26 protein-coding genes, 1 tRNA gene, 2 pseudogenes and 1 riboswitch are annotated in these 25,449 nt (G+C 63.1%); of the genes and pseudogenes, 9 read left to right on the top strand and 20 right to left on the bottom strand.

All coding sequences use genetic code 11. The annotated features are described in order from the left end of the window. Window positions 1–37: 37 nt before the first annotated feature. Together AC6CIG_RS20255 and AC6CIG_RS20250 are read right to left on the bottom strand one after the other, a co-directional pair. Window positions 38–1,276 carry a multidrug effflux MFS transporter gene (locus AC6CIG_RS20255; protein ID WP_127711477.1) on the bottom strand — a complete coding sequence of 413 codons (1,239 nt, stop codon included), beginning with the start codon at window positions 1,274–1,276 and terminating at the stop codon, window positions 38–40. Then, window positions 1,273–1,752, bottom strand: coding sequence for a MarR family winged helix-turn-helix transcriptional regulator (locus AC6CIG_RS20250; RefSeq protein ID WP_026168844.1), 480 nt, complete (start codon window positions 1,750–1,752; stop codon window positions 1,273–1,275). The genes AC6CIG_RS20255 and AC6CIG_RS20250 overlap by 4 nt, the downstream gene beginning before the upstream one ends. Before the next feature lie 331 nt (window positions 1,753–2,083). On the opposite strand from AC6CIG_RS20250, the gene leuC reads away from it, so the two are divergent. Both leuC and AC6CIG_RS20240 read left to right on the top strand, forming a co-directional pair. Continuing rightward, the gene (gene leuC, locus AC6CIG_RS20245) at window positions 2,084–3,493 is read left to right on the top strand and encodes a 3-isopropylmalate dehydratase large subunit (protein WP_018097371.1); all 1,410 of its coding nucleotides are present in this window, start codon (window positions 2,084–2,086) and stop codon (window positions 3,491–3,493) included. Window positions 3,494–3,605: 112 nt separating this feature from the next. Further along, complete coding sequence (locus AC6CIG_RS20240) at window positions 3,606–4,157, top strand: SixA phosphatase family protein (RefSeq protein ID WP_127711479.1); 552 nt, start codon at window positions 3,606–3,608, stop codon at window positions 4,155–4,157. Window positions 4,158–4,194: 37 nt separating this feature from the next. Here AC6CIG_RS20240 and AC6CIG_RS20235 read toward each other — a convergent pair whose 3' ends face one another. After that, window positions 4,195–4,743: a L,D-transpeptidase family protein gene (locus AC6CIG_RS20235; RefSeq protein ID WP_018097369.1), complete on the bottom strand. Its 549-nt coding sequence runs from the start codon at window positions 4,741–4,743 to the stop codon at window positions 4,195–4,197. Window positions 4,744–4,988: 245 nt separating this feature from the next. Here AC6CIG_RS20235 and AC6CIG_RS20230 point away from each other — a divergent pair, with 245 nt between their 5' ends. Both AC6CIG_RS20230 and AC6CIG_RS20225 read left to right on the top strand, forming a co-directional pair. After that, on the top strand, window positions 4,989–5,672 hold the full coding sequence (locus AC6CIG_RS20230) for a response regulator transcription factor (protein WP_003529672.1): 684 nt from the start codon (window positions 4,989–4,991) through the stop codon (window positions 5,670–5,672). Between the two features lie 32 nt (window positions 5,673–5,704). After that, the gene (locus tag AC6CIG_RS20225) at window positions 5,705–6,160 is read left to right on the top strand and encodes a cyclic nucleotide-binding domain-containing protein (protein WP_127711481.1); all 456 of its coding nucleotides are present in this window, start codon (window positions 5,705–5,707) and stop codon (window positions 6,158–6,160) included. A gap of 13 nt (window positions 6,161–6,173) precedes the next feature. On the opposite strand, the gene AC6CIG_RS20220 is transcribed toward AC6CIG_RS20225, so the two are convergent. The 6 genes from AC6CIG_RS20220 to tesB form a co-directional block, all read right to left on the bottom strand. Next, on the bottom strand, window positions 6,174–6,980 hold the full coding sequence (locus tag AC6CIG_RS20220) for an exodeoxyribonuclease III (RefSeq protein ID WP_018097367.1): 807 nt from the start codon (window positions 6,978–6,980) through the stop codon (window positions 6,174–6,176). A gap of 385 nt (window positions 6,981–7,365) precedes the next feature. Then, complete coding sequence (locus AC6CIG_RS20215) at window positions 7,366–8,028, bottom strand: outer membrane lipoprotein carrier protein LolA (RefSeq protein ID WP_026168843.1); 663 nt, start codon at window positions 8,026–8,028, stop codon at window positions 7,366–7,368. Between the two features lie 135 nt (window positions 8,029–8,163). Then, complete coding sequence (locus AC6CIG_RS20210) at window positions 8,164–10,812, bottom strand: FtsK/SpoIIIE family DNA translocase (RefSeq protein WP_127711483.1); 2,649 nt, start codon at window positions 10,810–10,812, stop codon at window positions 8,164–8,166. A 327-nt stretch (window positions 10,813–11,139) separates the two neighbouring features. Further along, complete coding sequence (locus AC6CIG_RS20205) at window positions 11,140–12,495, bottom strand: ammonium transporter (protein WP_018097363.1); 1,356 nt, start codon at window positions 12,493–12,495, stop codon at window positions 11,140–11,142. Window positions 12,496–12,522: 27 nt separating this feature from the next. Further along, window positions 12,523–12,861 (bottom strand): P-II family nitrogen regulator, encoded by a 339-nt coding sequence (locus AC6CIG_RS20200; protein ID WP_018097362.1) that lies wholly within the window; start codon window positions 12,859–12,861, stop codon window positions 12,523–12,525. A gap of 236 nt (window positions 12,862–13,097) precedes the next feature. Beyond that, window positions 13,098–13,982, bottom strand: coding sequence for an acyl-CoA thioesterase II (tesB, locus tag AC6CIG_RS20195; protein ID WP_018097361.1), 885 nt, complete (start codon window positions 13,980–13,982; stop codon window positions 13,098–13,100). 89 nt (window positions 13,983–14,071) lie between these two features. On the opposite strand from tesB, the gene AC6CIG_RS20190 reads away from it, so the two are divergent. Next, a complete protein-coding gene (locus AC6CIG_RS20190; protein WP_234841252.1) occupies window positions 14,072–15,301 on the top strand; it encodes a ubiquinone biosynthesis hydroxylase in 1,230 nt (409 codons plus the stop codon). Window positions 15,302–15,416: 115 nt separating this feature from the next. Here the strand turns inward: AC6CIG_RS20190 and AC6CIG_RS20185 are convergent, their stop codons facing one another. The 4 genes from AC6CIG_RS20185 to AC6CIG_RS20170 form a co-directional block, all read right to left on the bottom strand. Continuing rightward, window positions 15,417–15,605: a Trm112 family protein gene (locus tag AC6CIG_RS20185; RefSeq protein ID WP_003537577.1), complete on the bottom strand. Its 189-nt coding sequence runs from the start codon at window positions 15,603–15,605 to the stop codon at window positions 15,417–15,419. An 8-nt stretch (window positions 15,606–15,613) separates the two neighbouring features. Then, on the bottom strand, window positions 15,614–16,294 hold the full coding sequence (locus AC6CIG_RS20180) for an LON peptidase substrate-binding domain-containing protein (protein ID WP_018097359.1): 681 nt from the start codon (window positions 16,292–16,294) through the stop codon (window positions 15,614–15,616). A gap of 144 nt (window positions 16,295–16,438) precedes the next feature. Further along, entirely contained in the window at window positions 16,439–17,431 is a 993-nt protein-coding gene (gene trxA, locus AC6CIG_RS20175; protein WP_127711487.1) for a thioredoxin, read from the bottom strand. 59 nt (window positions 17,432–17,490) lie between these two features. After that, on the bottom strand, window positions 17,491–18,000 hold the full coding sequence (locus AC6CIG_RS20170) for a prolyl-tRNA synthetase associated domain-containing protein (protein ID WP_018097357.1): 510 nt from the start codon (window positions 17,998–18,000) through the stop codon (window positions 17,491–17,493). A 256-nt stretch (window positions 18,001–18,256) separates the two neighbouring features. On the opposite strand from AC6CIG_RS20170, the gene AC6CIG_RS20165 reads away from it, so the two are divergent. Together AC6CIG_RS20165 and AC6CIG_RS20160 are read left to right on the top strand one after the other, a co-directional pair. Then, window positions 18,257–18,331 (top strand) — tRNA-Gly (locus AC6CIG_RS20165). A 94-nt stretch (window positions 18,332–18,425) separates the two neighbouring features. Further along, window positions 18,426–18,673: pseudogene (locus AC6CIG_RS20160) on the top strand (SDR family oxidoreductase); the annotation flags it as partial. Window positions 18,674–18,676: 3 nt separating this feature from the next. Here AC6CIG_RS20160 and AC6CIG_RS20155 read toward each other — a convergent pair. From AC6CIG_RS20155 to AC6CIG_RS20130, 6 genes and pseudogenes are all read right to left on the bottom strand, one after another. Further along, window positions 18,677–19,665: pseudogene (locus AC6CIG_RS20155) on the bottom strand (CobW family GTP-binding protein). Between the two features lie 294 nt (window positions 19,666–19,959). Continuing rightward, window positions 19,960–20,976 (bottom strand): aldose epimerase family protein, encoded by a 1,017-nt coding sequence (locus AC6CIG_RS20150; protein ID WP_127711491.1) that lies wholly within the window; start codon window positions 20,974–20,976, stop codon window positions 19,960–19,962. An 80-nt stretch (window positions 20,977–21,056) separates the two neighbouring features. Then, on the bottom strand, window positions 21,057–21,983 hold the full coding sequence (metA, locus tag AC6CIG_RS20145; protein WP_127711493.1) for a homoserine O-acetyltransferase MetA: 927 nt from the start codon (window positions 21,981–21,983) through the stop codon (window positions 21,057–21,059). Window positions 21,984–22,046: 63 nt separating this feature from the next. Next, a riboswitch (SAM riboswitch) is annotated at window positions 22,047–22,124 on the bottom strand. Window positions 22,125–22,181: 57 nt separating this feature from the next. Next, window positions 22,182–22,562, bottom strand: a complete 381-nt coding sequence (locus AC6CIG_RS20140) for a RidA family protein (RefSeq protein WP_003531294.1) — start codon at window positions 22,560–22,562, stop codon at window positions 22,182–22,184. Window positions 22,563–22,570: 8 nt separating this feature from the next. After that, the gene (gene leuD / locus AC6CIG_RS20135) at window positions 22,571–23,176 is read right to left on the bottom strand and encodes a 3-isopropylmalate dehydratase small subunit (protein WP_018097351.1); all 606 of its coding nucleotides are present in this window, start codon (window positions 23,174–23,176) and stop codon (window positions 22,571–22,573) included. Window positions 23,177–23,323: 147 nt separating this feature from the next. After that, window positions 23,324–23,575: a hypothetical protein gene (locus tag AC6CIG_RS20130; RefSeq protein WP_127711495.1), complete on the bottom strand. Its 252-nt coding sequence runs from the start codon at window positions 23,573–23,575 to the stop codon at window positions 23,324–23,326. A 122-nt stretch (window positions 23,576–23,697) separates the two neighbouring features. On the opposite strand from AC6CIG_RS20130, the gene AC6CIG_RS20125 reads away from it, so the two are divergent. Together AC6CIG_RS20125 and AC6CIG_RS20120 are read left to right on the top strand one after the other, a co-directional pair. After that, window positions 23,698–24,600: an HpcH/HpaI aldolase/citrate lyase family protein gene (locus tag AC6CIG_RS20125; RefSeq protein ID WP_127711497.1), complete on the top strand. Its 903-nt coding sequence runs from the start codon at window positions 23,698–23,700 to the stop codon at window positions 24,598–24,600. Continuing rightward, the gene (locus AC6CIG_RS20120; RefSeq protein ID WP_003531285.1) at window positions 24,597–24,803 is read left to right on the top strand and encodes a DUF1737 domain-containing protein; all 207 of its coding nucleotides are present in this window, start codon (window positions 24,597–24,599) and stop codon (window positions 24,801–24,803) included. The genes AC6CIG_RS20125 and AC6CIG_RS20120 overlap by 4 nt, the downstream gene beginning before the upstream one ends. Window positions 24,804–24,983: 180 nt before the next feature. Here AC6CIG_RS20120 and AC6CIG_RS20115 read toward each other — a convergent pair whose 3' ends face one another. Further along, entirely contained in the window at window positions 24,984–25,418 is a 435-nt protein-coding gene (locus AC6CIG_RS20115; RefSeq protein WP_003531284.1) for a metallopeptidase family protein, read from the bottom strand. Between the last annotated feature and the right edge of the window lie 31 nt (window positions 25,419–25,449).

Below are 25,449 nucleotides of genomic sequence, written 5' to 3'. Positions count from 1 at the left end.
GCCGCGGTGGATCGCTCCGCCGCGGTTTTTTATTTGCTCACTCCGCCGCTTCGTTCAGCGGCGTCTCCGCAGCCGCCGGTGCGACCAGCGGCCTCAGGCGAACGGACCTGCGGTACCAGAAATAGCTTGCAAGCGAGAGAAGGCCGAAGCTCGGAATGATCGTTCCGAGCGCCATGGCCGGCACCCCGACGAGAGCGGCAAGCGCGCCGCCGAGGAGTCCGGCGCTCATCTGGATGAAGCCCATCATCGCCGAAGCCGTGCCGGCGATATGCGGGAAGGGGGCCATCGCCGCCGTCATCATATAGGGCATGACGAAGGCGATGCCGAAGGCATAGATCCCGATCGGCGTCATCACCGAGAGGAAAGTCGGTTCCAGCGCATGCATGGTGAAGGCGAGGGCGAGGCTCGCCGCGCCGATGAAGAAGAGACCGGCCGGCACGAGCGCCTGCGGCGTGAAGCGACGCATCATGAGACGCATCGTGACCGTGCCCGAAAAGAACAGGCCCGATTGCATGAGCATGCCGATGCCGAACTCGGTCGGGCTAAGCCCGACCTGGCTGATCAGCACGAAGGGCAGCATGGTCGCCCATGCATAGAGCGCGCCGACCGCGCCGGCGATCACCAATGTCGAAGACACGAAGCGGCTGTCCCTCATAAGCTCGCCATAGGCTGCGAGAATGGGCCGGAAATGCCCCTTGTTGCGATCCGGCGTCGTCGTCTCCGCCATGAAGAGCTGTACGATGAAGCACGCCATCAGCGCGAAGCCGACCATCAGCAGAAAGATCGACTGCCAGCCGAAGAGGCCAAGCGCGATACCGCCGAGGGTCGGTGAGACCGCCGGCCCGAGCGCCAGCATCATGCCGATCATGTTCATGATGCGCGCCGCCGTTGTGCCGGTGAACTGGTCGCGAACGATGGCGCGCGCCACGGTCATTCCGACGGAGGCGCCGATTCCCTGCACGAGGCGCCCCGCGAGCAGCACCGGGACGGAGGGCGCGAAGGCCGCCATGAGGCTGCCGGCGAGATAGATAACCATGAAGATCAGCGTTGTTCGTCGCCGGCCGATGACGTCGGAAAGCGTGCCCGAGGCGAGCTGGGCAAGGGCGAAGCCACCGAAATAGAGAGACAGCGTCATCTTGATCGCCGCTTCGGTGGAGGCGAAGGCGCGCACGAGCTCCGGCATTGCCGGCGTGTAGAGCGCCATCGAGATGGGGCCGAGCGCCACCAGGAAGGCGCCGATGATGCTCGTGCGCCGCTCGCTCATCCTGAGCGTCATTCGGCCGCCCCCTTCTCCTTGCCGGCGAGACACGGGTCGAGGCGGCGGAGACTGTCCCGCAGGATCCTCAGGTTTGCGCGCAGGACCTCCCGTCCGTCGTCGCCCAGGTCCTCGGTATAAGCATTCATCATTTCACGCAGGCCCGACATCAGCTCGGTGATGAGCGGGTCGGCCTTGTCGGTCACGACGACGTTCTTGGCGCGCCGGTCCGCCGGATCCGGGATACGCGCGACGAGGCCCATCGCTTCCAGGCGGTCGAGATAGGCGGAGAGGGTCATGGGCTCGATCCCCATGCGGGTCGCAATCTCCGCCTGCTTGATGCCTTCGGTGACGGCCACCTGGACCAATGTGCGCGCCTCGCCGGGCGTGATCCCGAGGTCCATCGCATTGACCTTCCGATCGAAGGCGCCGCGCAACAGGCGGGAGACATCGGTGAGGAGCATCCCGATCGTATCGGACTCGAGTTTCCTGGGCATTTGATCGATCGCGTTGAATAATAAGTTTTGCTTATCATATCCGTTCCGCCCATTCAACGCGAGCACGCCCGTCATCGGGTTTCGCTCCCCGCCTCGCCGATTGCCGAACTGTCAAAAAATTGATATGAGCACGGTCATGGAATCCAAATTCGGATGTCGCGAGCAGAAGATCGTCGTGCTGCAGGATCACAAGCGCCTGCCGGCACGCTTTTTTGCGCGCGTTTCAGGGGCGCTCACCAGCCGCCTATCCTGATCGCACGATCAGCGTTACCGGCCGCATTGGCGCCGGCCCCCATTCCACATTCTTGAAAATACGATGGATACATAACCCATGAGCGCACCGCGTACTCTCTACGACAAGATCTGGGACGATCACCTGGTGGACAGCCAGGCCGACGGAACCTGTCTCCTCTACATCGATCGTCACCTCGTTCACGAGGTGACGAGCCCGCAGGCCTTCGAAGGACTGCGCATGGCCGGACGCAAGGTTCGCGCCCCGGAAAAGACGCTGGCCGTCGTCGACCATAACGTTCCGACGTCACCGGACCGCCATCTCGGCATCAAGAACGAGGAAAGCCGCATCCAGGTCGAGGCGCTTGCCAGGAACGCCGCGGATTTCGGCGTCGAATATTATTCGGAGAACGACAAGCGCCAGGGGATCGTTCACATCGTCGGTCCGGAGCAGGGCTTCACGCTGCCGGGCATGACGATCGTCTGCGGCGACAGCCACACTTCGACGCACGGCGCTTTCGGCGCGCTGGCGCACGGCATCGGCACGTCCGAGGTCGAGCATGTCCTTGCGACGCAGACGCTGATCCAGAAAAAGGCGAAGAACATGCTGGTGCGCGTCGACGGCCAATTGCCGCCGGGCGTCACCGCAAAGGACATCATCCTTGCGATCATCGGCGAGATCGGCACGGCAGGCGGCACCGGCCACGTCATCGAGTTTGCCGGTGAGGCGATCCGGTCGCTGTCGATGGAAGGCCGCATGACCGTCTGCAACATGACGATCGAAGGCGGCGCGCGCGCCGGGCTGATCGCACCGGACGAAACCACCTTCGAGTACATCAAGGACAAGCCGCGCGCCCCCAAGGGCGAGGCCTGGGACAGGGCGGTCGAATACTGGAAGACGCTGCACACGGACGAAGGCGCCCATTACGACCGCGTCGTCGTGCTCGATGCCGGCAATCTGCCGCCGATCGTTTCCTGGGGCTCCTCGCCGGAAGACGTCGTCTCCGTCCAGGGCGTCGTTCCCGACCCGGACGACATCCAGGACGAGACGAAGCGGACCTCCAAGTGGCGTGCGCTCGACTATATGGGCCTGAAGCCCGGCACGAAGATCACCGACATCGCCATCGACCGGGTGTTCATCGGCTCCTGCACCAATGGCCGCATCGAGGACCTGCGCGCCGTCGCCCAGGTGGTCGAAGGCCGCAAGGTCGCCCCGACCGTTTCGGCGATGATCGTTCCGGGCTCCGGCCTCGTCAAGGAACAGGCGGAAGCGGAAGGCCTGGACAAGATCTTCAAGGAAGCGGGCTTCGACTGGCGCGAGCCCGGCTGCTCCATGTGCCTGGCGATGAACGACGACCGCCTGAAGCCCGGCGAACGTTGTGCCTCCACATCGAACCGCAACTTCGAAGGCCGCCAGGGCTTCAAGGGGCGCACGCATCTGCTTTCTCCGGCAATGGCAGCCGCGGCGGCGGTTGCTGGTCATTTTGTCGACATTCGCGAGTGGAAATAGCCGGTTCTGAGCTTTTCCGGCGTTTGAGCCGCCCTTCGGGGCGGCTTTTTTTATGCGCATGATGATGCGACAATGCGCTGCCGCCCCCGGTTCGCTGCCCTGAGGAGCTTTCATGCCCGATGACGCCCGGCCCTCGACACGCCGACTCATGCTGCTGCGCCATGCGAAGTCCGCCTGGCCGGACGGCGTTGCCGACCATCGCCGGCCGCTTTCGGAGCGTGGACGCAAAGCGGCGCCCGTCGTCGGCGCCTTCATCGCCCGGCAAGGGCTTGCTCCGGACCTGGCGCTCGTTTCGACCGCGCGGCGCGCCCAGGAGACCTGGGAGCTCGTCGCCGGGGCATTGCCGCACAAGATCCCCGAGCGCGATGCGGCCGGCATCTACGAGGTCGCCGCATCGGCTATTCTCGACGCCATTCGCAGGGTCGAGCCGACGGTGGAGAAACTGCTCCTCGTCGGCCACAATCCGGGAATGGCCGATCTTTCGCTTCTGCTTGCCGGACGCGGCGATGAAGCGGCGCTGGAGCGGCTGAGGGAGAAGTTTCCGACAGCCGGGCTTGCGGTCATGGATTTCGACGTCGAGCGCTGGTCGGACATAGCGCCCGGCACCGGCCGCCTGGTTCGCTTCGTGACGCCGCGCATGCTTGAGGAGGAACGGTCGGGCTGATGCGGAGTGCCCGTTCGGCTTTGCTGCGCGACCGAAGCTACACCACCTTCACGATCATCCCGCGGTGCATTTGCCGGATCAGTCGCCGCATGGCCGAAAGGCTGACGGCCACGCAGCCCTCGGTCGGCTCGTAGCCCGGACGGATGAGGTGGAAGAAGATCGCCGAGCCGGCATTGCGCCTTCGGGAGGAAATGTTCCAATCCATGACGAGGCAGATGTCGTAGAGCCCGTCGTCGCGCATCATGCGTTCATGTCCGGCACGAAACGGCGCCCTGACGGGGCGATTGTAGCACGGGTGTTGCGGGGCATCGCACCAGAGCATGTCGCGCCGCACGGCCCGCATCGGCAGGCGCGTCGAGGGAAACGGGACGCGATCGCGCCTGACATAGCCGCCGATGAGCCGCATGACCGCGCGGGGCGTCGCCCCGTCGCCTTCGCGCTTGATGGCAGTGACGCCGCTCCGCCCGATCGCAGCCTGCTCGACCCGTCCGTCGAAAAGCACGAGGGCGCGCTTGCGGTCGCGCGGAGCGGTTCTGACGACGATGGTCCCTTTTCTCGATCCTGTTGTCGACGCCTTCTTGCGCATCGGTCTCACAAATTCTTGCTTTGCCGTGATCGCGCCGCGACCTTAAGCGGGTTTTCCTATATGACGATGCCTATAGCGCCGTGCGTCTCATCAGACGCGCAGACGGCGCTGCGGCCACTTTCAGTTGCGGCCTGTTTCTATCCTAAATAGGTTAGGATTTACGGAAACATGCGGCAGCGACTGCCGCGCTTGCCAAGAGCGGCATTTGAGTTAGTTTTGAACCAGGAAGCAACAGGAACTGTCCCATGGCGACTCGCACCATCCTCCTTGTCGACGACGACGATGATCTGCGTGAGACGCTGATAGAACAGCTCTCCCTTTACGAAGAGTTCGACCTTCTGCAGGAATCGACCGCCGGGAAGGGCATTCAGATGGCGCGTGGCCGACAGGTCGACCTCCTGATCATGGATGTCGGTCTTCCCGACATGGACGGGCGCGAGGCGGTGAAGCTCTTGCGCAAGGGCGGCTTCAAGGCCCCGATCATCATGCTGACCGGTCACGACACCGATTCCGACACGATCCTCGGCCTCGAGGCCGGCGCCAACGATTATGTGACGAAGCCGTTCCGCTTCGCCGTGCTGCTTGCCCGCATTCGCGCCCAGCTCCGCCAGCATGAGCAGAGCGAGGACGCGACCTTCAATGTCGGCCCTTACACATTCAAGCCCAGTCAGAAGCTGCTTACCATGGAGAACGGCCAGAAGATCCGCCTGACGGAGAAGGAAGCCGCAATCATCCGCTATCTCTACCGCGCCGACCAGAAAGTGGTTACCCGCGACGTGCTGCTCGAGGAGGTCTGGGGCTATAATTCCGGCGTCACGACCCATACGCTCGAGACGCATGTCTACCGGCTGCGCCAGAAAATCGAGCGCGACCCTTCCAATGCCGAGATATTGGTGACAGAGAACGGCGGCTACAAGATCGTTCCCTAAGCCGGACGACATGACCGGGGGAGATTTGCCGCTTGGCGCTCAATGACGACATCGCACTCTTGTCCAACGTGTCGCTCTTCGCCGACATCGGCGAGGACAAGCTGAGGCTTATCGCCTTCGGCGCAGAACGCCGCCGGGTGGCCAAGGGGCACGAACTCTTCCGGGAAGGCGCGCCGGCCGATTGCGCCTATGCCGTGGCGGCCGGCAGCTTCGCGCTTTCGAATGCGAATGCGCAGGGCCGCCAGCAGCAGGTGATGACCGTCGGCCGCGGCGCGCTCCTGTCCGAGCTCGCGCTCATCTCGATGGTTGAGCGCAAGTTCACCGCGACGGCGCAGGAGGACAGCGAAGTGATCCGGATCAACCGTCCGCTCTTCCGCCGGATGCTGGAGGAATATCCCGAGGTGACCGCCATGGTGGAAACCCGCATCCGGGAAAACATCCAGACGATGATCCGCCGCGTGGAGGCGCTTGCCGGGCGGTTTACGTAAGCGGACGGCGCCGTCAAAGCTCGAAATGGGCTATGACGGGCACATGGTCGGACGGACGCTCCCAGCCGCGCGCTTCCTTGAGGATCTCGACGCGCACGAGCTGGCTCGCGAGATCGGCGGAGGACCAGATGTGGTCGAGCCGGCGTCCGCGGTCGGCGGCGGTCCAGTCCTTCGCCCGATAGCTCCACCAGGTGTAGAGTTTTTCCGGCGGCGGCGTGTGGAGGCGCATCAGGTCGACCCATGCACCTCCGGTCATCACCGAGACCAGGCCCTCGGTTTCGATCGGCGTATGGCTGACGATCTTGAGAAGCTGCTTGTGCGACCAGACGTCGTGCTCGAGCGGCGCGATGTTGAGGTCGCCGACCAGAATCGACGAGACGCCGGCCTCGGCCTCCGCGTGCAGGAGCTTCATCTCGTCGACGAAGTCGAGCTTGTGTCCGAACTTCGGATTGACCGTGCGGTCCGGCTCGTCGCCGCCGGCCGGTACATAGAAATTATGGAGGCGGATCGTCTTTCCACCGGCCGCGAAGACGACGGAGAGATGGCGTGCATCGCCGACCCCACAATAGTCGCGACGGTCGGAGAGTTCATGAAGCGGCAGGCGAGAGATGGTGGCGACGCCGTGATAGCCCTTCTGCCCGTGCATCTCGATGTGTTCGTAGCCGAGCTTCCTCAGCGGCGCCGAGGGGAACTGGTCGTTCCGACACTTGATTTCCTGCAGGCAGAGGATGTCCGGCTGCCATGTCTTGAGGAAATGTTCGACCAGCGGCATGCGCAGGCGAACGGAGTTGATGTTCCATGTGGCGATGGAAAGAGGCATTCCTCGTTCTCCCGGGAAATTGCCGGAAAAGGATCACGCGTCCGGCAACGGGAGCGTTTAAACAGGTTAGCCACCGATCGACAAGCTTGAAAAATGGCCCGGTGCGGAGATCGCGCAAGGCTTCCTGTCGGCGCCGCTTTCGCAGCCGGCAGTCAAGACGCGTTCTCGCGCGGATCTGCCGGCGGATTAAGCCGCCATGTCGCCAAGACGAACGGCAAGCGGGCAAGCTTGTCGAGCGCATCGGTCAGCGCGGGGATTTGTGTCGTCTCTGCGACGCGAGCCCGCGGCGGGGATCCCGCACCTCAACAGGCTTAAAGCAAAGCACTTCCAGGAAGAATGTCTTCCGTTCGGAAGTGCCTGGTTTCAAAGTCGGAGCATTTCGCGATCAGCCGCCGCGGCGCTTGTTGCGCACCTCGTCATAGGGGATGCGGAAGACCTTGTCGTCGAGCGCGATGCCGGTCCGGACGTTGAAGATCATCACCGAGGTGTCCTTCTTTTGCGCATCGGTGATCGTCCACTGCCGCAGATTGTAGCTCTTCGGGTCGAACATCATCGTGATGGTCGAATCTCCGAAGATCGAGCGGTCGCCGAGTACGATGGTGATGAGGTCCGCTTCCACCCTCACGTCGCGTACCATCCTGCTGCTCAAGTCGATCCTTTCGCTGAGCAGCAGATTGAGCGGGGTCTTCGAGAGCGGATAGATATCCCAGGTCTTGAGCTTCATATTGCCGATGACCACGGACTTGCCGTCGGCGATGACCCGCATCGGCGAGGGTGCTTCGTAATTGAAGCGGATGCGTCCCGGCCGGCGGATATAGAACTTGCCGCCCGTCTGTTCGCCGCGCGGGCCGAACTGGACGAATTCGCCGGCCATGGTCTTCACGGACGAAAAATGATCCGCGATCCTCTGGGCAACGGCGGACGCCTGAGCCGAAGCGTCGCCGGCGCCCAACGTCGTGGCGCCGAAGCCGGCGAGAGCCGCCAGGCCGCCAACGAAGACGCGCCGCGAGATTGCCCCGTTGCGGCCGTCGGTTTTGGTCTCCATCATCGCAGTCTCCTTCATTCGTGACCATTTGAAGGGCAAGTGGGGCGCCTTCAAGGCGTTGGAAAACCCCGGAAACACGACGCCTTCAAATGACCGTTACCGCCCGCCGCGCGCTGATCACGCCGCTGTGGCGCTGTCTTACCGGCCGGTGATCTCCGCTTCGGTCGGCACCAGTATCTCGCGCTTTCCGGCGTGGTTCGCGGGGCTGATGATCCCTTCCTGCTCCATCCGCTCGATCAGCGAGGCGGCCCTATTATAGCCGATACCGAGGCGGCGCTGCACGTAGGAGGTCGAAGCCTTGCCGTCGCGCAGCACGATCGCCACCGCCTGGTCGTAGGGGTCCTCGGAATCGGCGAGGTTGGAGGTGCCGGCCGGACCGCCGCCGTCACTCTCGTCCTCGTCGTCCTCGGTGATCGCGTCGAGATATTGCGGCACGCCTTGCGTCTTCAGATAGGCAACGACCTCTTCGACCTCGGTGTCCGAGACGAAGGGTCCGTGCACGCGCTGGATACGGCCGCCGCCGGCCATGTAGAGCATGTCGCCCATGCCCAGGAGCTGTTCGGCCCCCTGTTCGCCGAGGATGGTGCGGCTGTCGATCTTGGAGGTGACCTGGAAGGAAATGCGGGTCGGGAAGTTCGCCTTGATCGTGCCGGTGATGACGTCGACCGAGGGGCGCTGTGTCGCCATGATGACGTGGATGCCGGCAGCACGCGCCATCTGCGCAAGCCGCTGGACGGCGCCTTCGATATCCTTGCCGGCGACCATCATCAGGTCGGCCATCTCGTCGATGATGACGACGATATAGGGCATCGGCGAAAGATCGAATTCCTCCGTCTCGTAGACGGCCTCGCCGGTCTGTCGGTCGAAGCCGGTCTGGACGGTGCGCGTGATCGCCTCGCCCTTGGCCAGCGCCTGCTCGACGCGGCTGTTGAAGCCGTCGATGTTGCGCACGCCGATCTTCGACATCTTCTTGTAGCGCTCTTCCATCTCGCGCACGGTCCATTTCAGCGCCACGACCGCCTTCTTGGGGTCCGTCACGACCGGCGAGAGAAGGTGCGGGATGCCGTCATAGACGGAGAGCTCGAGCATTTTCGGATCGATCATGATGAGGCGGCACTGATCGGGTCTCAGCCGGTAGAGCAGCGACAGGATCATGGTGTTGATCGCCACCGACTTGCCCGAGCCGGTGGTGCCGGCGACAAGCAGATGCGGCATCTTGGCGAGATCGGCAACGACGGATTCGCCGCCGATCGTCTTGCCGAGCGCCATGGCGAGCTTCGTCTTGGTCGTCTCGAAGTCGCGGGAGCCGATCAGTTCGCGCAGATAGACCATCTCGCGCCGCTGGTTCGGCAGCTCGATGCCGATGGCGTTGCGGCCGGGTACGACGGCGACGCGTGCGGCGATCGCGCTCATGGAACGGGCGATGTCGTCGGCGAGACCGATGACCCGCGACGATTTGATCCCGGGCGCGGGTTCCAGCTCATAGAGGGTGACGACGGGGCCGGGGCGGACATGGATGATCTCGCCCTTGACGCCGAAATCCTCGAGGACGCCTTCGAGCATGCGGGCGTTCTGCTCGAGCGCATCGGCCGAAAGCGAGGCGTCGCGCGCGACATTCTTCGGCTCGGCGAGGAAATGGATCGGCGGAAGCGTGAAATCGCCGTCTTCATCGACGAACGAGCGCTGCGCCTCGCGCTCGACGCGCTGCCCGGCTTTCGGCCGCGGCGGCGGCGGCGCCACGCGCGAACCCGCCATTGCCAGAGCCGGCTTCGGCGGTGCAGGCCGCGGAGCCCAGTCTGCGGCCACGTCGTCTTCGTCGTCCGGCAGGATGCCGGCGGGCCGTCGCTCGTCGATATCGAAGGGCGGGTCGTCTTCGTCGCCCGTGATCGGCGGCGGAGTGACGATGCGGCGCTCGGTGCGATCGAGCGAGGGCTCGATACGACCGGCCTGCGCCTTCGGCCGGACCGGCTCGTTCAATGTGCCGAATTCGTCGTTGTTGAAGTCGTAGGGCTCGTCATACTGACGCTTCGCCGGCTTTGCTCCCATGCCGAAGGCACGGCGAAGCCTGGCCTGCGCCGTGTAGCGCATATGGGCGAGCGAGCCCATCAGCACCGTAAGGGGGCCTTCTTCGTCTTCCTCTTCGAGTTCGTCGCGTATGGTGCGCGCCTTGCTGGGTGCAGGCTCCGGTGCCGGTTCTGCTTCTTCATCCTCGCTAACGCCGATGAGGCCGGCGCTGTAGACGAGGCACCAGGCTGCCGGTGCGGTGAAGAGGCAGGCGAGTACGGTCGCGAAGGTGCCCGTCGGGAAGGTTCCGGTGAAGAGCGCGGGAAAACGAAGGATCATGTCGCCGAAGACGCCTCCGAGGCCGTTCGGCAGCGGCCAGGTGATCGGCGCCGGAACGCAGCTCAAGGCCGCGCTCGCCAGCACCGAGCCGGCGAACCACAGGCCGAGCCGCTTGAGAACCTTGTCGAAATGCGTGCCGCGGATGAGAACGAGAGCCCAGGCGACGGCCGGCAGCAGCGCCACGACGCTGGCCAGGCCGAAGAACTGCATGAAGATGTCCGCGAAGACGGCGCCGCCATAGCCGAGAAGGTTGGTCGGCTCGTTCGACGTTGCATAGGAAAAGCTAGGATCCGCGACGTTCCATGTCGAAAGGGCAGCAATGGCGAGCGCCAGCGCACCGACGAGAACGAACCCCGCCAGCGAGGCGATCTGCCGCCAGACGAAGTGGGTCAGCACGAACCGGTTGGAACGGCTGTCAAGCGTTGCGGTATTGCTTCTGCTCATGTTGCCTGCTTTGCCCGTTTCGATCCGCCGGAACGAGAGCGCGCGAAAAGGCCGCCCGTGAATATTCCAGCCCTTTTGGTGAGGAGCAGCCTTCTCACCCTCAACCAGGGCGAAAAGCGGGATGCTCCGGGCACATTGCGTGCCCATGGAATCAACCTAAGCGAAGTAGGGTTAATGTGACATTAACCATGCGCGTGTGCAGGAAAAATTGCCGCTGGGGACGCGTATGCAGCGAAAAAAGGCCCGGATCGCGAGATCCGGGCCAAGGGCGATCCGCAGACTGCGGACCGCGACGGGACTGTTGGCGGCGTCGTTTGCCGACGCTGCTCAGCTCGCGTGATAGGCGGCTTCGCCATGCGAGGAGAGGTCGAGCCCTTCCCGCTCCGCTTCCATCGATACGCGAAGGCCGACAAGCGCATCGACCACCTTGTAGAGGATGGCGGAAACGATACCGCACCAGACGATCGTGATGGCGACGGCCGTGATCTGGGTCATCAACTGGCTTCCCATGGTCACGCCGTCGGCATAGCCGATGCCGCCGAGCGAGGAGGAGGCGAAGACGCCGGTCGCGATCGCGCCGAAGAAGCCGCCGACGCCGTGCACCCCGAAGACGTCTGCCGTGTCGTCATAGTGGAACTTGTTCTTGATCACCGAGACGAAGAAGTAGCAGAGCGGCGAGACGATCAAGCCCATGATGATCGCGCCCATCGGACCGGCGATACCGGCCGCCGGCGTGACGGCGACAAGCCCGGCGATCATGCCCGAAGCGGCACCGAGCATCGAGGCCTTGCCGCGCGTAAGCGTCTCGACGAGCGACCACGAAAGGACTGCGGCAGCCGTTGCGAGGAAGGTGTTGACGGTGGCGAGAACCGCACCGCCGGAGGCTTCGAGATTGGAGCCGGCGTTGAAGCCGAACCATCCGAACCACAGCATGGCAGCGCCGACGAGCGTCAGGGTCATGGAATGCGGGGCCATCATGTCCCGGCCGTAGCCGGTGCGCTTGCCGACCATGAATGCACCGACGAGGCCGGCGACGCCGGCATTGATGTGGACCACGGTGCCGCCGGCGAAATCGAGCGCGCCCATGCCGAAGAGCAGGCCGTTGGCGTCCCAGACCATGTGCGCAATCGGGAAATAGACGAATGTCGCCCAGAGGATGGCGAAGAGGATCGCGGCCGAGAACTTGATGCGCTCGGCAAAGGCTCCGACGATGAGCGCCGGGGTGATCGCGGCGAAGGTCATCTGGAACAGCATGAAAAGATATTCCGGAATGACGACGCCGTCGGAGAAGGTCGCCGCGGTGCTGTCGACGGTCACACCCGCGAGGAAGAGCTTGGCGAAGCCGCCGAAATAGGCGCTCGTCGAGCCGCCGAAGGCAAAGGAATAACCGTAGACGACCCAGACGATCATCATGACGGCGCCGATGACCGTGCACTGCATCAGCACCGACAGCATGTTCTTGGCGCGCACGAGGCCGCCGTAGAATAGGGCGAGGCCCGGAATCAGCATGAACAGCACGAGAAGCGTCGAAAGGAACATGAAGGTGGTATCGGCCTTGTCCGGCACCGGCGTTGCGGCCGCGGCGGGCGCCGCTTCCTGGGCAAACGCGACGACCGGCGCGAGCATCGCGGCAGCAGTCGCTCCCACGCGTCGAAGAGAGGTGGAAAGGGTGAATGACGACATCGAAAATAGCTCCCTGAACGGCGTGGTTTACAACGCTTCTGAGTCGGTCTCGCCGGTGCGGATGCGCACGGCATGGTCAATCGAGTAGACGAAGATCTTGCCGTCGCCGATCTGGCCGGTCTTGGCGGCCGAAGCGATGGCTTCGACGGCCTTGTCGACGATCTCCGTCGCGACCGCGATCTCGACCTTCAGCTTAGGCAGAAAGCTCACGGCATATTCGGTGCCGCGGTAAATCTCGGTGTGCCCCTTCTGGCGGCCGTAGCCCTTCACTTCGGTCACGGTCAAACCCTGGATGCCAACGGCAGTGAGGGCTTCGCGAACCTCATCGAGCTTGAACGGCTTGATAATGGCCATCACAATTTTCATCGAGTTCCCATCCTTGTCTGCCTCCAGCGGAGGCCGTCTCTCCTTGCTGCTTGAGCGCCTGACGCGCTGGCAACCGGATAGCTACATTCAAGGGGCGTGCCAGATTCGATGAGGCAGAACAAACCACTGAAATCTAATGGAAAAAACACGTTCGGCGAGAGGGCTGCCGCGGAGCGCTGAAAATAGGCCAGTCGGAATGATTAAAATATGAGCAGAATCCGAAAAATGGCAAAAATTTACGCAATTGCCTTTTTGCGGATCAATCCTTCCTGGGCGACAGAGGCGATCAGAACGCCGGAGCGGTCGAAAAGACTGCCGCGGGTCATTCCGCGGGCACCATGCGCGCTGGGACTGTCCTGGGTATAGAGCAGCCAATCGTCCATTTTCGAGGGCCGGTGGAACCACATGGCGTGGTCGAGGCTGGCGACCTGGAGGCTGCGGTCGAAGACCGATGTGCCGTGTGCGTAAAGCGACGTGTCGAGGAGCGTCATGTCGGAAAGATAGGCGAGGACCGCGGCCTGGAGATGACGCTCGTCAGGCACCGTCCCGACCGCTTTCACCCATACGTCCTGCTTCGGGGACGCCTTCGCGCGCGAGAAATAGTGTTCGAGCGAGACGGGCCGGATCTCGATCGGCCGCGGCCGCTCCCAATAGCGGCGGATCGCCTCCGGCGCGTGAACGAGAAACTTCTCCTTGAGTTCCTGCTCGCCCGGCAGCGTCTCCGGCATCGGCACCTCCGGCATGTCGAACTGGTGCTCGAATCCATCCTCGTCGTACTGGAAGGAGGCGGACATGGCGAAGATGGCCTTGCCGTGCTGGATCGCCACCACGCGGCGCGTCGCGAAGCTCGAGCCGTCGCGGATCCGGTCGACCTCGTAGATGATCGGAACGGAAGGGTCGCCCGGACGCATGAAATAGGCGTGCAGCGAGTGAACGTAGCGTCCCCCGTCGACCGTGCGCTGGGCGGCGACCAGCGCCTGGCCGATCACCTGGCCGCCGAAGACCCGCTGCCAGCCGACCTGCGGGCTCAAGCCCCGGAACAGGTTTTCCTCGAGCTTCTCGAGGTCGAGTATCGCAAGGAGCGCATCCATGGGCGTGGCGGTCTCGGTAGGGCGCGACATTTTCGGCGGTCTCCGATGGTAGGAACGGCGTTGGCATTGATCTATATAGGCACGAGATGATGCTTCAAGTGCGACGGGAGACGAGACGGATGATCGACGTTCTGATTGCCGGGGGCGGCTATGTCGGCCTCTCGCTTGCCGTATCGCTGAAAAAGGCGGCCCCCCATCTCGACGTCATGGTCGTCGATGCCGCGCCGGAAGGCGTGTGGAAGAAGGACGAACGGGCATCGGCCGTCGCCGCCGCTGCCGAGCGGATGCTCGACGTCCTGGGCGTCTGGCAGGCGATCGCACCCGAGGCCGAACCGATCCGCAGGATGGTGATCACCGATTCGAAGACGGCCGATCCGGTCCGACCGGTATTCCTTACATTCGAAGGCGGGGGCGAGGGCGAGGACAATGGCGACGGCCGCCCCTTCGCTCATATGGTGCCGAATACGGCGCTCGTCGGTGCGCTGCGCCGCGCCTGCGACGAACTTGGCGCCCCGATCCGGCAGTCGACCGTGGTGGAGAGTTTCCGGAGCGGAGATCATTCCGTCGCCGTCACTCTGGCGGGCGGCGAGACGATCGAGGCGCGGCTGCTGGTCGCCTGCGACGGCGTTCGTTCGAGGCTGCGCGAGGCGGCGGGCATCAAGGTCGTGGAGTTCGATTACGGCCAGTCGGGCATCGTCACCACCGTCGAGCACGAGCGCCCGCACGGCGGGACGGCGGAGGAGCATTTCCTGCCTGCCGGTCCCTTCGCGACGCTGCCGCTCAAGAATAACCGCTCCTCGCTCGTCTGGACCGAGAGCACCTATGATGCCGAGCGTCTGGTGAAGGAGGACGATTTCATCTTCGAGGAGGAACTGGAGCGCCGTTTCGGCCATAAGCTCGGCCGTCTCAAGGTGGTCGGCGGCCGGCGTGCCTTCCCGCTCGGCCTCACGCTTGCCCGCGACTTCGTCGCGCCGCGTTTCGCGCTCGCCGGGGATGCCGCGCACGGCATCCACCCGATTTCCGGCCAGGGGCTCAATCTCGGCTTCAAGGATGTCGCGGCCCTCGCCGAAACGATCGTCGAGGCGGACCGCCTGGGCCTCGATATCGGCTCGCTCGCGGTTCTGGAGCGCTACCAGACGTGGCGACGCTTCGATACCTTCCGGATGGGCGTTACGACCGATGTCCTCAACCGGCTCTTCTCCAACGACATCATGCCCGTGCGGGTCGTGCGCGATCTCGGCCTCGGCCTCGTCGATCGCCTGCCGTCGCTCAAGAAGTTCTTCATCCGCCAAGCGGCGGGCACTCCCGGCAGAGCCGATCCGCGGCTGCTCGCCGGCGAGCCGATTTGAACGCCACCGTTTGCGCCGGGGTCCGCATGGGGAGAAGGGCCAGTTTCCGTCAAACCCGCGGAGAGGGGCAAACCACACGGCAGATCAGGCAGCCTGACCGCCGAAACATCGATCTTCAATCCTCGATCTTGCGCGCCTCGGAGACCAGCATGATCGGCACGCCGTCGCGGATCGGATAGGCGAGGCGGGCCTTTTCGGACACCAGTTCGTTGGCTTCCGGATCGTAGCTGAGGCGGCCCTTAGTCAGAGGGCAGACGAGCAGTTCCAGGAGTTTCGGATCGACCTTGCTGGCGTTGATGTCCATCGCTCGTTTCATTGCAGAATATTGTCGAGGTCGCCGAAATTGCGGGCGAGCACGATCTCGGTGATGGCGATCAGCGTTTCGGCCCGCGTCTTCAGGTCGGGGGCCTCCAGCAATGCCTGTTTTTCCGCCGGTCCATAGGGCGACATCATTGCCATGGAGTTGACGAGGGTTCGGTTGCTTGCGCGTTCCACGCTTTCCCAGTCGGCTTCGAGCTTGTTGGCGTCGAGATAGGCCCGAAAGGCAGCGAGAAGCGCCTCCCGGTCGACGAGGCTCTCGTCGTCCGGATTTTCGAGATCGCTCCCGAAGGGGCCGATGCGGAACCGGCGGTAGCCGCGACAGCCGGCCACCTCCGCGAAAAGCCGGAAGCGGCACACGCCGGTGAGAGAGGTGATGTAGCGGCCGTCGCCGGTCTCGGCGAAAGAGGTGATCCGGCCGATGCAGCCCACTTGGCAAAGCGCCGGCACCGACGAGGCGTCGATCTCGTTGCGGCCTTCCGCGAAGGAGGGCTGAACGATGCCGATCAGCCGGTTGCCGGCGAGCGCATCGTCGAACATGGCGAGATAGCGCGGCTCGAAGATGTTGAGCGGAAGCTGTGCGCCGGGAAGCAGCAGCGCGCCCGTCAAGGGAAACACCGGAAGAATCTCCGGTAAGTCCTTCGGACCGAGATAGCGCGCATTTCCGACATGCATTCCGACAGACCCTGCAGATAGCGGCCGCGCCTCATCGAAGCGCGGTGCCGTAGGACCAAAAAATGGTGCGGCCCTTCGAAATCTCAAGGGAGAAATACACCGGAATCGATCACGTGGAGCCGAAAAATTCGACGCGGAGGCCGCTTACGAAAAGAGAATCGACGACAGCTTGCGCCGCGCCGCGATCGTTGCGGGGTCCTTCGGTCCCCATACCTCGAAGAACGACAGCAGTTCGCGCCGGGCGCCGTCGTCCTCGAAGCTGCGGTCGCGCTTCATGATCGTGAGGAGATGTTCGGCGGCGGCGGTGCGGTCGCCCTCGACATTGCGGAGCTTGGCGAGCTTGAGCCGTGCCGCGTGGTCGTCCGGGTCGAGCGCGAGCTGGCGCTCCAGCGCGGCCGGGTCGCCGAGCTTGCGGGCCTCCTCGATCTGGTCGAGCTTTTTCGAGACGGCGGCGACGGCCGCTTCCGCGGCGAGTGCTTCCGGCAGGCCCGAAAGCGCCTGGCGCGCCTCGGCGACCTGCCCGAGGGCAATCATGCATTCGATCATGCCGGCGACAGCCGCGGCGTTTTCCGGGTCGGCCTGGAGAACGGCACCGTAAAGTCCGGCGGCGTTCTGCGCGTCGCCTGCATCGATCAGCGCCTTGGCATCGGCAAGCACGCTCTCGATCTCTGCCTTGCCGTCGTCTGCGGCGGGACCGGCGATCCGATCGATGAACTCTTTGATCTGGCTTTCGGGCACGGCGCCCATGAAACCATCGACCGGGCGTCCATCGATGAAGGCGATCACCGCGGGAATGGACTGAATGCCGAGCTGGCCGGCGATCGATGGATGGTCGTCGATGTTCATCTTGACGAGCTTCACCCGGCCGGCGGCCTCCCTCACCACCTTCTCGATGATGGGGGTCAGTTGTTTGCAGGGCCCGCACCAGGGCGCCCAGAAGTCGACGAGCACCGGCTGCTGGCGCGATGCCTCGAGCACGTCGCGGGTAAAGGCGGCGGTGGTCGTCTCACTGATCAGGTCGTCCGGGATCGGGCCGTTCGGGGCGCTCGAAGTGCTTGCCGGCTGTCCGCCGAAAGAGGCCGAGCCCGTCATCTGGGTGCCGAAGGAACCTTGATAGGGATTGTCGCTACCGCTCATTCTTCTCTCCTCGCGGACTTGGGCGTCCGGCTTCATGCATTCGCGCCAAAGATCGTATGTCAGGCCGTCACTTTCAAGACAAGCGGCTCGTGCCCGGTTGCCTCCATGAAGCGCAGCATGTCCTTCGACGCGATCGAGGTCGTCTGGTCGTTGGAGAGCGGATGGCAGTTGACCGTCTCGAACTCCATCAGGGTCTCGTCGAGAATGATCTTCACCTTGCCCTCGGTGTCGTTGATCGCGCCGAAGGCGGTGACGGCGCCCGGTATCACGCCCAGATACTCCATCAGCTTCTCCGGTTTGCCGAAGGAGACCTTGCTTGCAGCGCCGATGATCTGATGAACGGTCTTCAGGTCCACCGTCGCGTGTTCCTCGACGGTCAGAAGGAAATAATTGTCCTTTTTGTCCTTCAGGAACAGGTTTTTTGTATGTCCGCCGGGGATTTCATCGCGCAGCGCCACCGATTCGGCCACCGTGAAGACCGGCGCGTGCCGCTTCGTCCTGTGTTCGATCCCGAGTTCGTCGAGAAAGCGGAAGAGGTCTTCCGCAGTCTTCGGCTCAGCCTTGCTCATGCTCCATCCTTCCTGCCGTCGCGATTTTCTCTCGGCCTGCTTTAAAGAGGAGCGAGAGGTTCCGCAATCTCATGCGCGGCGCAGCGCGGCCGGAAACGCGGCGTTCCCGGTCTTCGAACGCGCTCGCGAAAAAAATCTTGGCATCCGCGTCATTTCCCTGTTGCATTTGAAAAGGGCTTAGGCCATATAGCGCCCGTCGCCGCAAGACGGGCGACACCCCTGGTCCACCGACTACCCCCGGGCCTGGGTCTTATGAGCGGGTGTAGCTCAGGGGTAGAGCACAACCTTGCCAAGGTTGGGGTCGGGCGTTCGAATCGCCTCACCCGCTCCAAATTCCTCGGACAATTCAGCAGTTTGATGAGCCCTTCGGGCATTCTCGTTCGCCCCGCCGTGCTACAGCGGGAGCGATGCGGCATTTTTCCGTGACGCGCGTGCTGGCACAGGAAGTGGGTGCCGACGGGATCACCGCCAACTGCGTGTGCCCCGGGATCATCCTCACCGATATGGGGCGGGTCAATCCGCGGTCAGGAGGACGTGGCAGGACAAAACCGCCATGCGTCGCATCGGCGATCCCGAGGATGTTGTCGGTGCGGTGGCCTTCTTTGCTTCGGACGATGCGGCTTTCGTGACCGGCCAGACGCTGAATGTCGACGGCGGTATCGTGCTAAGCTGACGACTATCCGACGTCGGCCGCGCTCGCGCAGCATGCCACGAAGCCGTCGGCGATGACGTCCTTCGGAAGGTTGCGGCCGATGAAGACGAGGCGCGAGACGCGCTCTTCGCGCGGCTTCCAGGGACGCTGGTGGTCGCCTTCCACCAGCATGTGGACGCCTTGGACGACATAGCGGTCGGTGTCGCCGGCAAAGGCGATGATGCCCTTCATCCGCAGCATGTCCGTGCCGAAGGCTCGGGCGGTCGTCTGTAGCCAGCGGAAGAATTTTTCCGGATCGACGGGTCGGCGTTCGACCAGAGAGAAACTCGTGACATGGTCGTCATGCTCGTGACCGTGGTCCGCTTCGAGAAAGTCGGGCTCGACCTCGAGAATGCGGTCGAGATCGAAGGCATTGCGATCGAGAAGGCTGGCGATCTCGAGATTGCAGCGCTGCGTCCTCAGGATGCCGGCCGTCGGATTGATGCGGCGGATGCGATCCTCCACGGCCTGCAGCCCTTGGGGCGATACGAGATCGGTCTTATTAAGGATGATCGTGTCGGCGAAGGCCAGTTGCTCCTGCGCTTCATGTGCGCGGTCGATCTCGCCGAGAAGGTGCCTGGCATCGACAACGGTGATGATGGAGTCGAGTCGTGTCTTGGAGCGGACATCCTCGTCGACGAAGAAGTCTGGGCGACCGGCGCGGGGTCGGCGAGGCCCGTCGTCTCTATCAGGATGCCGTCGAACCGCTCGCGCCTGCGCATCAGCGCCTCGATGATGCGGATCAGGTCCCCGCGCACCGTGCAGCAGATGCAGCCATTGTTCATTTCGAACACCTCCTCGTCGGCATCGACGATGAGATCGTTATCGATGCCGACCTCGCCGAACTCGTTGACGATGACCGCGAACTTCTTGCCATGCGGCTCGGAGAGGATGCGGTTGAGAAGCGTGGTCTTTCCTGCGCCGAGATAGCCGGTGAGGACGGTGACGGGGGTGGGGACAAGCTGATCGGGCATTGACGAGAACCTCACTGTCGCATGGACGGCCGGAGGCAATGCTCCGGCTTCGTGGATACGTTATTACATTTCGTTTTATTGAACGTAATAACGTAACATCGCCGGGAGTTGTCAAGTCAGATTCTGACACTGAAACGCTGGGGCTCTCTTCTTTCCTTTGCGGCAGCCGAATTCGTCACCGGTCTCACGCTGCCGGTGGGTGTTGGCGGTTATCGGTCGGATAGGACCGACAGGAAGCGTTTCACTGTTCGATGAAACGGTGAAACTGAAAGTGCTCTAACGGCCTGCCCTGCCTCAGCTTTTCGTAAAAACGTAATCCGTTTCCTGCCGGAGCGTTTCGCCGGGTCTCAGCACCGCCTTCGGGAAACCTTCGTGGTTCACCGCATCGGGCCAGATCTGGGTTTCCAGGCAGAGGCCGGCGAAGGGGCCGTAACGACGGCCGTCGAGGCCGGGAACCGGTACGTCGAGCTTTTCTCCGGTATAGAGCTGCACGCCGGGCTCCGTCGTCAGCACTTCCAGCGACACACCGGAATTGATGCTGCGTACCAGCGCCACGGAGCGTTTCTGCATCCGTTCCGGCGAGAGGCAGAAGTTGTGGTCGTAAGCGATCCCGTCGCCGTCCAGCTGCCTTCTCAGCGAGGTCATTTCGCGAAGATCGAAGGCGGTGCCGGCGACGGGGCGGATCTCGCCCGTCGGAATCTGCCGTTCATCGGTGGGCAGGTAGTGGTCTGCCGCAATCATGATGTCATGGCCGAATGCGTCCGCGCCGCCGTCGAGGTTGAAATAGCTGTGCTGGCAGACATTGGCGAGGGTCGGTGCGTCGGTCTCAGTTTCGTAGACGACGTTGAGCGTGCCGCCCGGTTTCAGCGTATAGGTGCAGGTGATCGTGCAATTGCCCGGGTAGCCGGCGCGGCCGTCCGGATCGGTGATCTCGAGCGTTACGCTGTCTTCGGCCCGCCTGAGGATCGACCAGTTGCGCTTGGCGATATTGTCGCTGCCGCCGTGGAGATGCGTGGCGCCCTTCTCATTGAGCTCGAGTTGATAGGCCTTGCCTTCGAGCACGAAGCGGCCACCGCCGATGCGGTTGGCGTTACGCCCGGGCGTGGCGCCGAAATAGGAGGAATGGGCTGGATAGCTTTCGAAATCCTCGAAGCCGAGCACGAGCGGGGCTGCATGTCCTTCGAGCCGAAGATCCTGGATGACCGAGCCCCATGTGATCACCGACGCCGTCAGCCCACCGCCCTGAAGCGTCACGCGCTGTACGGGCTCGCCGGAGGGCAGGTGGCCGAAGATTTCCGTATCTGTTCCCATGCATCTCCCCATTTCCGCGAGTCGGCGTCAACCTGCTGCATTTCCGCCGAGGCGGCAACCGGAAAGTCATACTTTTTACGTCAACGCTCTTCGGTTCCGATCTTCGCCAGCTCGTAGGGCGTCGTCTGGTAAATCTCGTTGATCCAGTTGCCGAAGAAGAGATGTGCATGGCTGCGCCAGCGGTTCTGCGGCGGAAGTGCGGAGTCATTGTGCGGGAAATAGTCGTGCGGCAGCTTGATCGGCACGCCGGCATCGACGTCGCGGAAATATTCCTCCGACAGGGACGTCGAATCATATTCGACGTGATTGAACATGTAGAGCCGGTTGCCTTTCTTCTCGTGCACGAGGCAGACGCCCACTTCCTTTGATTCCATCAGGATTTCGAGATCCGGCACCCGGTCGATATCGGCGCGGCGCACCTCGGTCCAGCGCGAAACGGGCACGGCGAAATCGTCGGAAAAGCCGTTCAGATAGACCGAAGAGGGCTGCAGGTTCTGGTGGCGGTAGACGCCGAAGGCTTTTTCCTTCAGCGGATATTTCGGAACACCGTGGAAATGGTAGATCGCAGCCATCCCGCCCCAGCAGACGTTCAGCGTCGAATGGACGTTGGTCGTCGTCCAATCGAAGATGCGCTGCAGCTCCTTCCAGTAGGTGACCTCTTCGTATTCGAGCGTCTCGATCGGCGCGCCGGTGATGATGAAGCCGTCGAACTTACGGGCCTCCACCTCCTCGAAGGTCTCGTAAAAGGCGAGCAGATGTTCTTCGGGCGTGTTCTTCGGCCGGTGGCCGTTGACGCGGACGAGCGTCAATTCGACCTGAAGCGGCGTGGCGCCGATCAGCCGCGCCATCTGGATCTCGGTCTTGATCTTGTTGGGCATCAGGTTCAAGAGCCCGATCTGCAGCGGCCGGATGTCCTGGCGGACCGCCTCGGTCTCGGTCATCAGCCGCACACCCTCGTGAACGAGAGTTTCGAAGGCGGGCAGCGTATCGGGTATCTTGATGGGCATGGGCGTCCACTCGATCAATACAAAAAAACCGGCGGCGAAACGATCGCGACCGGTCCTCGGAAATCCATTGTTCCCTCGGCCCTTTAGCGACTTCTTTAACGTGGCTGCAAGCCGGCCGGCCAAATCACCACGGATCGTAGATAGCGCGAGGAGGGCCGCGCGGTCAATGAAAAAGGATTCGCCGGCGTCGGGGCGGCCTTATCCCCGAAATGCCGTAACCTCGATCTCGATCAGCATTTCCGGGCGGATGAGGTCGCAGACGATCATCGTCGCGGCCGGGCGGATCTCGCCGAAGGTCTCGCCGAAGATCGGGAATACGCGGTCGGCAAAGCTGGCATCGGTGACGTAGTAGTGGTTGCGAACGACGTCCGACAGCGAGAAGCCGGCTTCCTTCAGGGCGCCTTCGATCGTCTTCAGGCAGTTGCGGGCCTGTTCCTCCACCGTTTCCGGCATGGTCATGGTGGCGTAGTCGTAGCCGGTCGTGCCGGAGACGAAGCACCAGTCGCCCTTTGCGACGGCACGCGAATAACCTGCCGTCTTTTCGAAGGGCGAACCGGACGAAATGAGCTTGCGCGTCATCCGGCAGATCATGCCCAGGGGCGGGAAGCGGCGGTCGCCTTCTCGTAATTGTCGATGGAGCGGCCTTTTTCGAGCGTGAGGCCGATATCGTCGAGGCCGTTCAGCAGGCAGTGGCGCTTGAAGGCATCGACCTCGAACTTGATCGAGCCGCCGTCCGGACCGGTGATCTCCTGCGCTTCGAGATCGACCGTGAGAATGGCATTGGAGCCGCGGCTGGCGTCATCCATCAGCTTGTCGAGGTCTTCCTGGCTGACGACGATGGGCAGGATGCCGTTCTTGAAACAGTTGTTGTAGAAGATGTCGGCGAAGGAGGTCGAGATGACGCAGCGGATGCCGAAATCGAGGAGCGCCCAAGGTGCATGCTCGCGCGAGGAGCCGCAGCCGAAATTGTCGCCGGCGACGAGAATCTTGGCGTTCTGATAGGCAGGCTTGTTGAGGACGAAGTCCGGGTTGGGGGTGCCGTCCTCGTTGTAGCGCGCCTCGGCGAAAAGCCCGGTGCCGAGACCGGTGCGCTTGATCGTCTTCAGGTAATCCTTCGGAATGATCATGTCCGTGTCGATGTTGACGACGGGCAGGGGAGCGGCAACGCCGGTGAGCTTGACGAACTTGTCCATGACTTGGCCTTCGATTTCAGCGGAAATGTTCGAGAAGCGTTTAGATCAGTTTTGCGCCGAAATGAAGGAGAATCTGCTTTCATGAAGCGGGATGCGGGCGGAAAACCGCTTCGCACTTTGCTTCATCCCGCTTCCGGCAATCCGATTCTAAAGATCGATGATCGTCCCGCGCCCGTCGTTCCACACCCGCATCTCGCGCTGAGTGCTTCCCGGATTGGCGCGTGCGCCCGCTCGAGCATGCACGGGCCGCCCGTTGAGCTTGGCGGCGATCGCGCTGCCGACGGCAATAATGGCGGCGATCCCAGCGAGCGCCAGGGCGAGCGAGGCGGTGAACATGAAGGCCACCAGCGTTATGGTGATGGCGGCGGCCGTGAAGAGAACAGAGCGGATGCTTTGCATGATTGTCACCTTTCTGCTCGGCATGTGGGTGCTGGCCACGCCGCTTGCAAGAGGGGTCCGCCCGTCTCGTCTTGCGCAAAGGTTGAAAGGCAGGCACAACGAACGGCATGACAGGGAACGGCATGAGAGCGATCGACCACCATCCCGTGCGGCTGCGCCGCTCGGTGCTTTCGGTTCCGGCCGACAATCAGCGCGCGCTCGCCAAGGCTTGTGAATTGGCCGCGGACGCCGTGATCTTCGACCTCGAGGATTCCGTCTTGCCGGACCGCAAGGCTGCGGCGCGCGATGCGCTCGTCCGGCATCTTGCCGGCAACCGGCCGCAGGGCGAAACGGTCATCCGCGTCAATGCGGCGGGCTCCGGCTTCGGCGAGGCCGATCTCGCAGCGGCTCTTGCCGCGCGGCCCGATGCTATCCTCCTGCCCAAGGTCGAAAGCCCCGCCGATATTCAGGGCGCGCTCGATTGGCTTTCGGAAAGGGACGCGCCGGATGAGCTGAGGCTCTGGGCGATGATCGAGACGCCGCGCGGGGTCGTGAACGGGCCGGCGATCGCCGAGACCGGCCGCACCTCCGGCGGCCGGCTGGACTGCTTCGTCGTCGGGCTGAACGATCTTCGCAAGGAGACGGGCGTGCCCGCCTTTCCGGGCCGGACCTATCTCGTTCCGTGGCTGATGCAGATCCTTCTTGCCGCGCGCGGCAGCGGGCTCGACGCCATCGACGCGGTCTTCAACGATTTCCGCGATCCGGAAGGCTTCGAGGCGGAGTGCCGGCAGGGGCGCGACATGGGTTATGACGGCAAGATGCTGATCCATCCGGCGCAGATCGATGCGGCCAATCGGCATTTCGGCCTGGACGATGCTGCGGTCGAGGAGGCGCGCGCGATCATCGAGGCCTTTGCCTTGCCGGACAATGCCGGAAAGGGCGTCATCAACCTTCATGGGCGGATGGTCGAGCGCCTCCATCTCGAACAGGCGATGAGGATTGCCGCCAAGGCGGACATCATCGAAAAACGAAAGGCAAACTCTTGAAACTTTATCGCTTTCTCACCGGCCCCGACGATGCCTCCTTCTGCCACAAGGTGACGGCGGCATTGAACCAGGGGTGGACGCTGCACGGTCCGCCGACCTACGCCTTCAATGCCGACACCCAGCATATGCAATGCGGCCAGGCGGTGGTGAAGGAAGTGGAGGGGAAGGATTATCATCCCGACATGAAGCTGTCGGAGCAGTAGGGACTGCAATCTCTCCTCGCCTCACCCCTGTGCTCGTCACAGGGATGAGAGCAGCGCCGCGTCTGCGGCGCGGGAAACGTTCTTTCAGCCCAAGGACTTGGTCTGGCTGGATTCCTGTGACGAGCACAGGAATGAGGAAATCAAACAGGCGGCGGCGGGTGGCGCGATTCTCGGCAGGCCTCAGCCGCCCACGTGTTCCACGCTTTCCTCGATCCGCTCCATATCGTCGTCCGACAGGCCGAAATGGTGGCCGATCTCGTGGATCAGCACATGGGTGATGATATCGCCGAGCGTTTCCTCGTTTTCGGCCCAGTAGTCGATGATCGGGCGGCGGTAAAGGGTGATGCGGTTCGGGAACTCCCCGGTTTCCATGGTGAAGCGCTCGCCGAGGCCGCGGCCTTCGAACAGGCCCAGCAGGTCGAACGGCGTTTCGAGCGCCATGTCTTCGAAGACATCGTCGCTTGGAAAGTCGGCGATTTCGATCGTGAGATCCGTCGTCAGCTTGCGGAATTCCTCAGGCAGATGGCTGTAGGCTTCAAACGCGAGCTGTTCGAATACGGTAAGCGACGGTGCGTGGCGTTCCCGCCAATCATCGGTTTGGTCAATGCGGGCCATGGGCACTCCTTGTTGCCCCTCATATAGCGAT

Source organism: Sinorhizobium sp. GQ132, assembly GCF_059758575.1.
This window is presented reverse-complemented; position numbering and strand designations above follow the sequence as displayed.